The organism is Psychrobacter sp. H27 (assembly GCF_059072655.1).
On record NZ_JCACRX010000001.1, the window covers coordinates 861,104 to 873,399 of the forward strand.

The 12,296-nt window shown below is 43.5% G+C and carries 11 protein-coding genes; 8 read left to right on the forward strand and 3 right to left on the reverse strand.

Annotation, left to right across the window (positions count from 1 at the left end):
• The first annotated feature begins 138 nt into the window (after nucleotides 1-138).
• The 6 genes from AC5JPY_RS03340 to AC5JPY_RS03365 all read left to right on the forward strand — a co-directional run bounded on the left by AC5JPY_RS03340 (nucleotide 139) and on the right by AC5JPY_RS03365 (nucleotide 5,627).
• Nucleotides 139-714: a TerD family protein gene (locus AC5JPY_RS03340; RefSeq protein WP_493852112.1), complete on the forward strand. Its 576-nt coding sequence runs from the start codon at nucleotides 139-141 to the stop codon at nucleotides 712-714.
• A 222-nt stretch (nucleotides 715-936) separates the two neighbouring features.
• Complete coding sequence (locus AC5JPY_RS03345) at nucleotides 937-2,004, forward strand: DUF475 domain-containing protein (protein WP_493852113.1); 1,068 nt, start codon at nucleotides 937-939, stop codon at nucleotides 2,002-2,004.
• Nucleotides 2,005-2,228: 224 nt separating this feature from the next.
• Nucleotides 2,229-3,158: a glutaminase gene (locus AC5JPY_RS03350; RefSeq protein ID WP_493852114.1), complete on the forward strand. Its 930-nt coding sequence runs from the start codon at nucleotides 2,229-2,231 to the stop codon at nucleotides 3,156-3,158.
• A gap of 307 nt (nucleotides 3,159-3,465) precedes the next feature.
• Nucleotides 3,466-4,041 carry a TerD family protein gene (locus tag AC5JPY_RS03355; RefSeq protein ID WP_319050551.1) on the forward strand — a complete coding sequence of 192 codons (576 nt, stop codon included), beginning with the start codon at nucleotides 3,466-3,468 and terminating at the stop codon, nucleotides 4,039-4,041.
• Nucleotides 4,042-4,205: 164 nt separating this feature from the next.
• The gene (locus AC5JPY_RS03360) at nucleotides 4,206-4,958 is read left to right on the forward strand and encodes a TIGR00266 family protein (RefSeq protein WP_319050552.1); all 753 of its coding nucleotides are present in this window, start codon (nucleotides 4,206-4,208) and stop codon (nucleotides 4,956-4,958) included.
• Between the two features lie 60 nt (nucleotides 4,959-5,018).
• Nucleotides 5,019-5,627 carry a TerD family protein gene (locus tag AC5JPY_RS03365; RefSeq protein WP_319050553.1) on the forward strand — a complete coding sequence of 203 codons (609 nt, stop codon included), beginning with the start codon at nucleotides 5,019-5,021 and terminating at the stop codon, nucleotides 5,625-5,627.
• A gap of 149 nt (nucleotides 5,628-5,776) precedes the next feature.
• Here the strand turns inward: AC5JPY_RS03365 and AC5JPY_RS03370 are convergent, their stop codons facing one another.
• The gene (locus AC5JPY_RS03370; RefSeq protein ID WP_493852115.1) at nucleotides 5,777-7,051 is read right to left on the reverse strand and encodes a TerD family protein; all 1,275 of its coding nucleotides are present in this window, start codon (nucleotides 7,049-7,051) and stop codon (nucleotides 5,777-5,779) included.
• 294 nt (nucleotides 7,052-7,345) lie between these two features.
• On the opposite strand from AC5JPY_RS03370, the gene AC5JPY_RS03375 reads away from it, so the two are divergent.
• The gene (locus AC5JPY_RS03375; protein WP_493852116.1) at nucleotides 7,346-8,485 is read left to right on the forward strand and encodes an ATP-grasp domain-containing protein; all 1,140 of its coding nucleotides are present in this window, start codon (nucleotides 7,346-7,348) and stop codon (nucleotides 8,483-8,485) included.
• A 164-nt stretch (nucleotides 8,486-8,649) separates the two neighbouring features.
• Here the strand turns inward: AC5JPY_RS03375 and AC5JPY_RS03380 are convergent, their stop codons facing one another.
• Nucleotides 8,650-9,390 (reverse strand): MHYT domain-containing protein, encoded by a 741-nt coding sequence (locus AC5JPY_RS03380; protein ID WP_493852117.1) that lies wholly within the window; start codon nucleotides 9,388-9,390, stop codon nucleotides 8,650-8,652.
• 122 nt (nucleotides 9,391-9,512) lie between these two features.
• Complete coding sequence (locus AC5JPY_RS03385) at nucleotides 9,513-10,220, reverse strand: hypothetical protein (protein WP_443526208.1); 708 nt, start codon at nucleotides 10,218-10,220, stop codon at nucleotides 9,513-9,515.
• Nucleotides 10,221-11,013: 793 nt separating this feature from the next.
• Between AC5JPY_RS03385 and AC5JPY_RS03390 the strand changes: the two genes are divergently transcribed.
• A complete protein-coding gene (locus tag AC5JPY_RS03390) occupies nucleotides 11,014-12,249 on the forward strand; it encodes a S1 family peptidase (protein WP_443526206.1) in 1,236 nt (411 codons plus the stop codon).
• Nucleotides 12,250-12,296 lie beyond the last annotated feature (47 nt).

Here is a 12,296-nt window from a genome sequence, read left to right on the forward strand (position 1 = left end):
TATAACCATGACCCAATCGGCTTTGATTGGGTCATTTTTTGTTGTTATGATAGAGCGTTACTAGGCGATGGGTTTGCGCAAATATAGCGTAACCATCGCCTTTTATTTCATAGTACTTCAAATAACAAGGATAACATTATGGCTTTATCACTCAACAAAGGCGGCAACCTATCACTCACAAAGACGGATCCAAACTTAACCAAGTTACTTATTGGTCTAGGTTGGGATGAGCGCGCCACCTCTGGTGCTGAATTTGATCTTGATGCCAGTGTGTTTTTGCTAAATGGTGCTGGCAAAGTACGCGGCGATCATGACTTTATCTTTTACAATCAGCTCAAATCTGACAATGGTGCGGTCGAGCACACTGGTGACAACCGTACTGGCGAAGGCGAAGGCGATGATGAAGTCATCAAAGTCAACTTAACTCAAGTTCCTGCTGACGTAGACAAAGTGGTTGTGACTGTGACCATCCATGACGCGGCTGCTCGTAGTCAAAACTTTGGTCAGGTGGCAAATGCCTTTATCCGCGTAGTCAATGAAGAAACGGGCACTGAAGTCGTTCGTTTTGATCTGGCAGAAGACTATTCTGTTGAGACGGCAATGGTGTTTGGTGAAGTATATCGCCATAACGGCGAATGGAAATTCCGCGCGGTAGGTCAAGGTTACTCAGGTGGCCTACAAGCGATGTGTCAGCAGTACGGTGTCGACATTTAAAGGCGTATCTATATTGGCATTTAGACCCTCATCGGTCTTAAATATCACGTCCAAAACGTAGAGCAATCATCGTTGCAAATAGTCACAATTTTTAATGCTCAAATGACTAGTAATGCTTTACGTTTCGTTTAAAATTATGCATAAAAAGTGGTTAGCAATAGCCACTTTTTTGCGGCTTGTGTCTATACTAGACCAGCTTTACGCAACCAGACAGGATGTGTCATGAGACATTTTTATTTAGATTTTATCTTTACCGCAATTGCGTTGGCAATCGCAGCATGGTGGGGATATTCACATGGTGGTATGGGTGGCATGATTGCCACGCTCTCTATTACCGCTATTTTGGCCGTCATGGAAATTTCGTTATCTTTCGATAACGCGGTGGTCAACGCCTCAGTCCTCAAAGGCTGGGACGAGTTTTGGAAAAAGATATTTTTGACCGTTGGTATTTTGATCGCGGTCTTCGGTATGCGCTTGGTATTCCCTATTGTCATCGTCGCCGTTACTGCTGACCTTGGTATGATGCAAGTGATTGATTTGGCATTGAATAACCCTCAAGAGTACTCAGCCAGACTGATGGCACATCATGCTGAAATCTCAGCATTTGGTGGTATATTCTTGTTGCTGGTCTTCTTAAACTTTATTTTTGATGACAAAGACGTACACTGGTTTAATTGGCTTGAGAGCCGCTTAGCAAAGCTTGGCAAAGTCGATGCCATGAGCGTGTTTGTTGCGCTTATCGTCTTGATGGTTGCCGTATCGTGGGCTTCTGCTGAACAATCAAGTGCTGTCTTAATCGCTGGTGTTTGGGGTATCTTGGTCTATCTTGGTGTGCAGGTCGTATCCGGTATGCTTGAGGGTGACCTTGAGGAAGACTTAGAGAACGAAGAGAATGGATCAGGTGCAGCTGCAACCAGCGCTATTATGAAAGGCGGTATCATTGGTTTCTTATACTTAGAAGTCCTTGATGCTTCATTCAGTTTCGATGGTGTGATTGGCGCATTCGCCATTACCAATGACGTTATCGTTATCATGCTGGGTCTTGCGATTGGTGCGATGTTCGTACGTTCTATGACAATCTTCTTGGTGGATAAAGGCACGCTTGATGAGTTTATCTATCTTGAGCATGGTGCACACTACGCTATCGGTGCCTTGGCAATCATCATGTTGTTGTCAGTCAAGTTCCATGTTCCGGAGATTATCACTGGGCTTATTGGTATTGCCTTTATTGGTTGGGCACTGCTGGCATCACTTCAGCACCGCAAAGCTGAAAGAGCAAGCTTAAACTAAGACAGCTTATTAGTATTGTATCTGCTGTTACGCATTTAGGCAGGTCATATCATCAGGTATGACCTGCTTTTTTTCGTCACTTTTAGTGTGACATAACCCCATCCTTTATTCATGTATGCGTATACTACGAGTACGTCATTCTGTATGATGAGCGCTTAACTATAGGCACCCCGCTTCATTACCAAATGCCTTATCCTTCAACAATACGACAAAACTAAGACCTCATGATTGATATACAGAAAATTCTTGATGATATCGCCGCAGAGATGGCAGTTGAAACCGATCGCGGAAAGGTAGCAGACTACATACCTCAGCTGGCACATGTGGACGCAAACCAGTTTGGTATGGCAGTCGCAACCCCCGATGGACAGCTCTATACCGCAGGGGATGCCAGTACACTTTTCTCAATCCAAAGTATCTCTAAGGTATTTACCCTGACCATTGGTCTTGGCAAGTTAGGTGATGGGCTGTGGACACACGTTGGCCGTGAGCCATCTGGCGACCCCTTTAACTCGATTGTGATGCTCGAGCATGAGACTGGTCGACCGCGCAATCCGTTTATCAATGCCGGCGCTATCGCGGTGGTGGATGCTATTATGATGGGTCACAAACCTAAAGAGACATTGGGTGAGATTCTTCAATTTGTTCACCTCATTGCAGATGACGAGTCCATTCGCTTTGATCATAAAGTAGCGGCGTCTGAGATGGCGCACAAAGACCGAAACGCCTCTTTGGCACATTTTATGAAATCCTTTGGTCGTCTAAAACATGAGGTGGACAATGTATTAGGTACCTATTTTCATCAATGCTCGATTGCCATGAATTGCCAACAGTTAGCCAGTGCCGGTCTGTACTTAGTCTCTAATGGGGTTGATAAGCACTCAGGAGTACGTGTGATCAATGAACACCGAGCACGGCGTATCAACTCACTAATGATGATGTGTGGTCATTATGATGGTTCTGGAGAGTTTGCTTACCGTGTGGGCTTACCTGGTAAAAGCGGGGTTGGTGGCGGTATTTTGACCATAGCGCCCGGTAAAGGCTCTATCGCGGTATGGTCGCCAGGGCTTGATCATATAGGCAACTCTAAACTTGGGTTAAAAGCGCTAGAGCGTTTTGTGCAGGAAACTGGTTGGTCAGTTTTTGCAGAATAAGCACGACATCTATATTTGCTTAGATTAGACATTTACTTTTCATAACAATGTCTTATCCACTATTGCTAAGATGATTAAAAAGTATCAAGTTTGCAGGGTTATTATGTCCCTTGGTAAGCATATAGTAAGCGCACAAAATACGCCTTGCTTAGTGAGCGAACGCTTAGTATAGTAAAACGTAATGATATACAGCATATAGCGTACAGCTCAGATTTTTGCTGTTCTGGCTGATATATCAGTCACTGCACAACTTTTAATTTATTTTTTATAACCAATCCACTTAACTATTAATCCAAAGGATATTTGTATGGCTATTAGCTTAACAAAAGGCGGCAACGTAAACTTATCAAAAGAAGCGCCAGGTTTAACTAACATTACAGTCGGTCTAGGCTGGGATCCGCGCGCAACTGACGGTCAAGAGTTTGATTTAGATGCCATTGGCTTTTTGATCAATGAAGCAGGGAAAGTCCGTAATGACCAAGATTTTATCTTTTTTAACAACCTAAAATCAGATAACGGCGCTGTCGAGCACACTGGTGACAACCGCACTGGTGAAGGCGATGGCGATGACGAAAAAATCAAAATCAACCTTGCCAACATCCCATCTGATGTAAACAAAGTAGCCATTTGTGCCATCATTTATGAAGGTCAGGCACGTAACCAAAACTTTGGTCAAGTTGGCGATGCTTATATCCGTGTCGTAAACGATAATGGCGAATCTGAAATCGCTCGTTACGACCTATCAGAAGATGGTAGCACCGAAACGGCTATGATCTTTGGTGAGCTATATCGTCATAACGGCGACTGGAAATTCCGTGCCGTTGGTCAAGGCTTCAGTGGTGGTCTTGGGCCATTAGCTGCTTCTTATGGCGTCAACGTATAATATTCAAATAACGTAAACGTCTGACCAGCCAATTATCGCAATTATATAATTGCGATAATTATGAGCCATCAAGTGTGCCCTTTTAACGCATTTGATGGCTTTAAATTTAATTGGCTGACTAAAAAGCTATTTAAAAAAGATATTAGAATAAGGATTTGTCACCCATGTCCGCAACATTCAGTTTGATCGGTACTATTGAGCCTTTTTTACACTGTAATCTCAAAAAAGGCGATTCGATATATTGTGAAGCCAATGCAATGGTAATGATGGAGTCTAACCTTGAGTTAAAAGGTAAGCTCCAAGGTGGACTTATGCAGTCACTCATGCGCCGTTTCGCCAATGACGAATCATTGTTTCAGCAGCAGATTGAAGCGGTCAATGGTGAAGGCGATTGTCTGCTCGCACCTACGCTAGATGGTGATATGCAAATCATCGAGGTCGGCAAACAACAATATACACTCAGCGATGGTGCGTTTGTTGCCGCGCAGACAGGGGTCGATATTAGAGCCAATATTCAGCGTAATCTGGGCGGTGCCGTATTTGGGGATACTGGTGGCTTCATGGTCATGCAGACCCAAGGTCAAGGACAGGTAGTGGTATCTGGCTTTGGCTCACTATTTGAGATTGAGGTGACGCCAGACAAAGATGTCATCATTGATAACGGTCATGTCGTTTGCTGGGACTCGAACCTTGAGTATAAACTATCAGTTTCGACCAGTAAGAAAAAAGGCATTATGAGCAATATCATCAACTCTGTAACCAGTGGCGAAGGTATGGTTCTGAACTTTTCAGGAACGGGCAAAGTGATTATTTGCTCGCGCAATCGCGATAGCTATCAAGGTTGGTTACAGAGCGTCCTAGGCAGTAGCTCAGGTGGACGCGGCGGCGGAGGCGGATTTTTAGATAATATCTTATAGCATTTTTTAATCACGTTTTTATTCGCAGTTTTTACTCACAATTATTATAAGGATACTCATATGGCAGTTAGTCTACAAAAAGGGCAGAAAATCTCCCTAAGCAAAGAAGCTGGCGGCGATTTGACTCAGGTTAAATTAGGTCTGGGCTGGGATGTCGCTCAAGGTCCACAAGATAAAAAAGGTGGCTTTTTAGGCAAACTATTCGGCGGCGGTAGTGGCGGCGACTCTATCGACTTAGACGCTTCATGCATTATGTTCGATGCCAATAAACAAGCAGTTGACGCTATTTGGTTCAGTCAGCTGAAGTCAAAAGATGGCAGTATCGTCCATACAGGTGATAACCGTACTGGTGATGGCGATGGTGATGATGAAGTTATCAATGTTGATCTCTCAAGAGTCCCTGCCAATGTAGTCTCTCTAGTATTCACGGTCAATAGCTTTACCGGTCAAACTTTCGAAACGGTAGAGAATGCATTTTGCCGTATCGTTAACGCTAACAATAATAGCGAAGTAGCACGTTATAATCTGTCAGCACAAGGTGGACATACCGCGATGGTAATGGCAAAAGTCTATCGTCATAACAACGAATGGAAAATGCATGCGATTGGTGAAACTGCCTCTGGTCGTACCTTCCATGACTTGATGCCTGCTATTACACCACATGCATAATTGACTTGATATTTTGATTGGATAATAATTTATCTGATTTATTGACTCATTTTATAATAAGAAAGCCCGTCTATTCACAGACGGGCTTTCTTATTTGCCCATTCGCTTTTGTAGCAACGGGATTTTTTCGAGTAGTATGGTTCAAGCCATTACTTACGTCCACGCTTCCAACTAAAACCCCAGTTGAAGGCTTTATCCATTTCTTGATGGCCTTTAAAGTATTGATTGATACGTTCAACATTGATACTACCTTGCTGATTGACCAAACGCGCAATTGCACACATCGGCAAGTTACCAGCCCCTTCTGTTAGACGGGTCTCAATCGGTGACTGGTCCGGTACATGAATGGTCACAACACCATCGGTTTTTTCCCAGTTTGGCGCGCCTTCATAAATAAAGGCGAAAATAAACACCTCCTCAATCTGTGACCACTGCTGACCATTGATATCGAGCCACTCACCGCCACTCACCTGCCCCGTTCTATCATCGGCTCGCAAGCACACATATGGCGCTGATTGCAGACTACCAAAACGGTCACCCAACGCTTGAATCAAGGTTTTTTCGCCGTTCTTTAGATGGATCATTGCGCCAACATCGAGATCAATACCGCTCGCTTGATGCTGTTTAAATAGATCTCCTAGGATGCCTTTTTTGGGAGCTGATTTGTTACTCTCTGGACGTTGGTTCCAGTCTAAGTTCACTGAAATCTTACCAAAATTATCGCGTTTTTTAAGATTGATGCTCGATTGGTTTTTGGTTAACGTAATTTTGCTTAGATTAATCGACGGACTGGTAGGAATCGGTGGCGGAGTACTCGCTTGAGAGGTGTTGCCTGCTTTTTGCGTATTGATAGGTCGCTGCGTATTGATTGGTTGCGACTGATTTTGTACAGGGTTTTGCTGCGGCGCTGGTGCCTCATCTGCGATTTCGACTCCGAAATGTTCAGACAACGGTTTTAACCCACCTTCAAATCCTTGAGCAATAAAACGAAACTTCCAACTACCCTGACGACGGTAGCACTCCGCCAAAATAATGGCTTTTTCGTTACGCCCAGCAGCACTCAATTGGCAACTCATGAGTACCTGACTGCCTTGTAGGACTTGAATATCCACGTCGCCAACTTGGGCCAATGCCTGCGCGCTAGAAAATGCCAAAGCGATTTTTTCGATACTCGTAGGTTGTGCAGGTAAGTTGATATCAAAAAACCCATCACTATCGTGACCACGAAAGCTAACGCTGCCATCATCGCTACGGGTCTGTCCATAAAATATCATATCGCCATCGCCGCGTACTTTGCCATCTGTGGTTAGGCGATACGCCGCGCAGTCGATAGCGCTTTGGCTCAAGATACGAATACTGATATTGTCAGTTGGTAGCGGTGCATTGGCACCTGCCACTAATGTTTGAGGTTGCACTTGACTCATTATCTGTCCTTTGGATTATTTATTATCTCGTTGTCGTTTTGATTACTATGTCCATCATCGTCATATAGTAGCATGGATATTATGAGAGTTTTGAACCGAGCAATCATACTTTGAGTCACAAAAACACTCTGAAAAACCCATGTGACTATTTCACGAGAGGCATTTATAAGAGGCGCCATTTGTATATAATACATGCTGCTAGATGATATCGTCTTGCCCTTATTACTACCAGTTTTGCGGTAGCAATGCTGATTGATCCTGTTTCCTACACACAATGATAACGCTGAGAAAATTATGAATAACCTTGCTAACGATAGCGCCCACTCCACACCAGTAGCTGCTTGGTTAGCTGAAGGTCAGTCCAGCCAGCGCGATATGTTAGAGAGCCTGCAGACTCTAAAAAACCAGTTAAACGACTCTTTTAATATTATTGCCTCACACCGTCACAACCGTCCTGAGATTTTTGAATTTGCTGATAAGATCTATCGTGAGCCGTCTGAATCATTTATCAATGATGAAGCGCAAGCAATGAGTGCATCAGCTACGCCGCGCTGGCAATTTGTCTTAGAGCACGCCAAAGCAAACAATGTCAAAGTATTGCTGACTGGGCGTAATGGCATTGATTACGAAACACACCGTGAGATATTTGATGCGGCGGGTATTCGTTTGCTAACAGGGGCAATGAGCGTTGCGGCATTGGAGTCAATCGAGGATAAATTTGCCTTTATGCAGCAGTGTCATGAGCACAGTATTCCTGTCGCTGATGCTTGGCGCTTTGACAATACCGCTGAGCTTGAGGCTTTACTCGCTGAACACGGTCATCAGCCCCTATGCGTCAAACCTGTCGTCGGTATTTTTGCCCAAGGATTTTGGCGCTTGGATACAGGCAAGTCTGAAGACAGTGCTTACGATAGCTTTGAGCATTTATACTTTACTGAAGAGAAAAAAATAAATACCGCGCAGTTTATTAATGCTTACAACAATAGCGTAATGGTACATAAGCGCCCTATCCCTATGCTGCTTATGCCTTATCTATCAGGCCAAGAGTACTCAATCGATGTGGTCTGTGAATATGGTGAAGTACTAGCGGCCGTTACTCGCTATAAGACAGGCAAGATCCAGCATATTGGCTATGAGCAATCAGTCATGGATGTGGTTATTCCATTGATTAAAGCCTTTGGCTGTGACGGTATCGTGAGTGTACAAACCAAAGCCGATGATGACGGACAGCACCGCGTCCTTGAGATTAATAGCCGCCCATCTGGTGGTATTGGTTACACCACGCATAGCGGGATCGATTTGACGCAAGTCGGTTTTGGCTATTGGCTTGGTTTAACCGATAAACCAAAGCTGGCTGATATCACACGGCAAATAGAACCGTGTCAAGTACGCTCTATCATGGTGAGTGTCAAAATTGACGACACTACTGAGTAACTGAAGATGCTGCTGAGTGCCTGATTGCATACTTAAAAATACGACGTGTCAATAACCACATTAGTAGGCTCAAAAAGTAGCCACAAAAAAAGGGTTTTAGATAATCATCTAAAACCCTTTATGCTGTATTCTTGTTATATCAATAGCAAAACAGCAACTTAAAACTAGTCACCAAATACCAGTGTTGCTTTTTTAGGTGCATTCTTAGATGCAATAAACCACAACAAGCCCAATATGATAGCCGAACCGATAAAAATCATAATCGATGAAGATATAGCACTGTCATGCGTATAACCCATATCCATCATATTACCAGTCATATTCATCTCCATCGCTGCCATACCAACGTAATGCATACCGCAAACGGCGATACCCATAATAAACGCACTACCAAAACGCTGTAGCGTACCGCGTAGATTGAAGGCCAGCCATAGTGCCGCAATGGCAGCCACGATAGCAATCACAATAGATGTAATCAGAAGCGGTATGTTGTATGACATAGTCGCATCCATTTGCATCGAAGCCATACCAGTATAGTGCATGGCTGCAACACCCAGACCTGTCAAAACACCACCGCCGAGCAATCTACCGGTGCTAGAGTCGCCGCGTCCTACAATGATAATTCCCACAGCCACAAAGCCAACAGCCAGCAACATCGAGACAATCGTCAGACCTAAATCATACGTAACTGGCATCTTCATATCGACTGCCATCATGCCAATATAATGCATCGACCAAATAGCACCACCAATCGCAATCGAAGATAGCGCAACCCAAAAATAAAGGTCTGAACCTGGTTTTGCAGAGGGTACTCGAATGGCAAGATTTAAACCAACATAAGAGCCTAATACTGCAATGGCATAAGAGACCAATACCAAAAGTAAGTTATATTCAACTTCAATCATTTTTTTGCCTTTTGTGTTTAATAAAAACTGAGCCATATAACACTGATTTGGATCAACTGCAGGACATCATACGCTCGTTATTGGTTTACATAGACAGTGAGTTATCTATGCGTCGTGCTGACCTACCCGATGGTAAATTCGCAAATATTGGTACTACTGGCGCCGCAATTAGTCTCTTCGACTTGCACCCTATCTACAGCAGGGTTACTTGCCAAAAACCCTTCTATATATCCCACAACAAAGTGGCACCCTGAATGATTGTGGTTTGCCGACTTGCAAAATGGACATTTGATTAAATAAATGACATTGTCTTTTGCTTTAATTTTGGACAACCCTTTCAGTGCTGGCACAAGCTCACGACTGATTGTCTTGGGCATTTTTAATGGGCTACCCAGTGAATAATCTCGCTGATAAATACCGCCACCCACCTTGCGTCCCAACTCTTGCAACGCTGTTACACGGCGATCAAAAGGTAGGCTTGCCTCATACTCGCTAACAATGTCTGCTATCTTAGGATAATAGGCACCAATGGCGGATAGAACACTTTTTTCGTCTAAAACCTTTTGTGCAGGCGCGGTTGATGAGCTACTCTCGTCATCTATTTCTAAATTAAAAAGCGTGCACCCTTCAATCGAAGAAAGATCATCGATTAGTTCTTCTTGTGTCTTGGAGCTCATACTTCTCGCAATGACGTGGATGATATTGCCACCATTTCCTGACGACTCTTGTCTTTGGGAGACAAGTTGATAGCCCGCTTTGATAAGTGGCGAGATGACATTAACCAAACGGACACGTTCAGAAGACGTCTCTAATGCACAAGAAAATTTCAAAGGTCACTCCTTTTCTAAAATACGACTAAGCTGCTATACCGAACCATTTATATATCAGGCAGCATGTCTAATGGAAGCATCGAGCTCCTATACCATTGACTGTTGTGCAATATAGATATTATGGAAAGGCGATATGTAAAATTCTTTTTTAACCATGCTATTCAGCATAGAATGACTAAACCGTCTTATTTTTAATAACTGATAAAAGTGTAGGCATAGTTATCAAACATGGCATTACTTGCAGCTGGGCAACTTTTAGCTTTTCGTATAGTTAAAGATAAAAAGTGAGCTTTAAGATAAGATTGGAACGGCTGGTCTTGAGTACTTCAAGTAGGTGGTTAATTAGTACTTAGTAAGTGGTTACTTTATAGCGTCTCTATTTACCTTGTTAACAGTAATCTGCAATAAAGTTACTAAACAGTAATGAATTTTAATCGCATTATCATGATATTTATCTAGTCAAGCAAGACTTATTGATAGATTGTCCGATGGATGGTGACTATATCCGATAGATGGCTATTTGCTATATAAACAAACATTAGTCTACTTAATACAATGTTTTAGCGTTATTATTGTGCTGTCTTCTATACATACTTTGATCTCTGTCATTTGTACTTGCCATAGATCGCCGTTGCTAGTAGATAAACATGCTGCTTATTCTAAAATATAGCGATACTTTTAATTTTCTATTTATATCATGATGTATGAGCACTACTTTTTATGTCACTAGTACAACTACATTCAACACTATAATGACCGTGTGGATAAATAAAAAATCAATTAGGACTATACGATGACAGCACAGACCGCGCTCGTGTTAGGCGCCAACACCTTTATCACAAACGCGCAGTGCTCGATTACCTTCTCTACTACCACCCCGCTTAAATTTGGACAGCAGCTTGGGCTACTATGGCTGCCTCTAGATGCGAATCGCAAAGCGGTTTGTAGCCCAGCCTATCTGCATGAATCGAAAGACTGGGCGACAATAAATAATTCAAAAGACCCAAATATATGGCAGCTTGACTTACCTACATTATTTGATAAAAAAGGCGTTTATTTTTTACAGCTGATTGCCTATGTTTATCTTGATCCTAATCTCAACCTACCTGCGGTTGAGCTAAAGGATGTTTGCTTAACAATCGATGATGGTGCCCTTCGCTATGACTTTACGGCGCGCGAACGTCACGTGAAAGCCGCTATCATCTTAGAGATATATCAGCGTAATGGACAATTCAAATGTCGGGCGCTTGGTGAATCATCGACCCAAGGATTGGCAAGTCTTGAGCGGCGCGCACAGGTCAGTCTCGATATGCGACCACCTGATACACATACACGTATTATGGAGGCCCAACAACAGCAAGCGCGTCCTAATAACGAAGTGCGTACGCCTCGTCAAGTGCAGTCAGGTGAGACGTGGACAGGCACGGCATTTGCCATTGATCCGTATCACCTGCTTACCTGTTATCATGTAATCGAGTCAGCCCAAATGATTGGTATACGCCAGCAGGGTCAGCCCGACCGCGAGGCACAAGTGGTACTCAGCGATATCGGTAGCGACTCCGCTATTATCAGAGTTAGCGACCCATTGCCTCACTATATTCCATTGGCGCAGCAGTGTAGTGATATATTGGGTGAAACCATTACAACGCTGGGATTCCCACTATCGGGACTCAGCAGTCAACTACAAGTGACGCAAGGCTGTATTTCAGGGCTAACGGGTTTGAATGATGATATCCGTTATCTTCAGTTTACCGCGCCCATTCAACCCGGCTCTAGTGGTAGTCCATTATTACTACCAACTGGCGAGGTCGTTGGTATGGTAACTGCCAGTCTGGTCCATGAACACGCACAAAACATGAACTATGCGGTAAAATTTCAGTTATTATCTGCGCTGCTTGCGAGTGCTGGCATCAGCTTGGAATGTACGCCTGATACCTCAAGCGTGACACCTGTGAATATGCCTCTGACCACACCGCAACTCAGCAAGCAAAGCCGTAGCGCGTTATGGCTGGTTGGCTGTCAGGGTTAATGGTCTACTACAATGATAAACTCAAAAGAAAAACGGTATTAAGAAAG

What these genes read in the sequence shown, in the direction of transcription:
- AC5JPY_RS03375 (WP_493852116.1), top strand. Translation starts at nt 7,346, where the DNA reads ATGAATAACCTTGCTAACGATAGCGCCCACTCCACACCAGTAGCTGCT.
- AC5JPY_RS03350 (WP_493852114.1), top strand. Translation starts at nt 2,229, where the DNA reads ATGATTGATATACAGAAAATTCTTGATGATATCGCCGCAGAGATGGCA.
- AC5JPY_RS03360 (WP_319050552.1), top strand. Translation starts at nt 4,206, where the DNA reads ATGTCCGCAACATTCAGTTTGATCGGTACTATTGAGCCTTTTTTACAC.
- AC5JPY_RS03370 (WP_493852115.1), bottom strand. Translation starts at nt 7,051, where the DNA reads ATGAGTCAAGTGCAACCTCAAACATTAGTGGCAGGTGCCAATGCACCG.
- AC5JPY_RS03340 (WP_493852112.1), top strand. Translation starts at nt 139, where the DNA reads ATGGCTTTATCACTCAACAAAGGCGGCAACCTATCACTCACAAAGACG.
- AC5JPY_RS03345 (WP_493852113.1), top strand. Translation starts at nt 937, where the DNA reads ATGAGACATTTTTATTTAGATTTTATCTTTACCGCAATTGCGTTGGCA.
- AC5JPY_RS03355 (WP_319050551.1), top strand. Translation starts at nt 3,466, where the DNA reads ATGGCTATTAGCTTAACAAAAGGCGGCAACGTAAACTTATCAAAAGAA.
- AC5JPY_RS03365 (WP_319050553.1), top strand. Translation starts at nt 5,019, where the DNA reads ATGGCAGTTAGTCTACAAAAAGGGCAGAAAATCTCCCTAAGCAAAGAA.
- AC5JPY_RS03380 (WP_493852117.1), bottom strand. Translation starts at nt 9,390, where the DNA reads ATGATTGAAGTTGAATATAACTTACTTTTGGTATTGGTCTCTTATGCC.
- AC5JPY_RS03390 (WP_443526206.1), top strand. Translation starts at nt 11,014, where the DNA reads ATGACAGCACAGACCGCGCTCGTGTTAGGCGCCAACACCTTTATCACA.